Here is a 293-nt window from a genome sequence, read left to right on the forward strand (position 1 = left end):
CACTGCCGGATGCATCCGAAAATAAATATGGCCGTCTTCCACTTCTGCCACTCTGGGGCTGCACATCATACCAATCCATTCCCCATCCGCTGCTTCCGGCAGTGAGAGGGGCTTATACCAGGAAAATTGACTGGCCGGATGAGGCTGCCGAAGCAGGGTATCTGATTGCAGCAGACTTAGAGGAGGGCGATCGGATTGAGATCGGCGGATACCTGATTTACCGAAAGGGAAACAGGATCTGTACGGACCGAAGCCTGACTGCGGGAAATGACAGGGATGGCAGAATGCAGTTT

Annotated in this window: 1 pseudogene; it reads left to right on the forward strand. The window is 53.6% G+C overall.

The features are described 5' to 3' along the window. A pseudogene (locus tag NE473_RS31800) lies at positions 1-293 on the forward strand (glycoside hydrolase family 32 protein); the annotation flags it as partial.

It is taken from the genome of Hungatella sp. SL.1.14 (assembly GCF_024460495.1).
Classification (GTDB): Bacteria; Bacillota; Clostridia; order Lachnospirales; family Lachnospiraceae; genus Hungatella; species Hungatella hathewayi.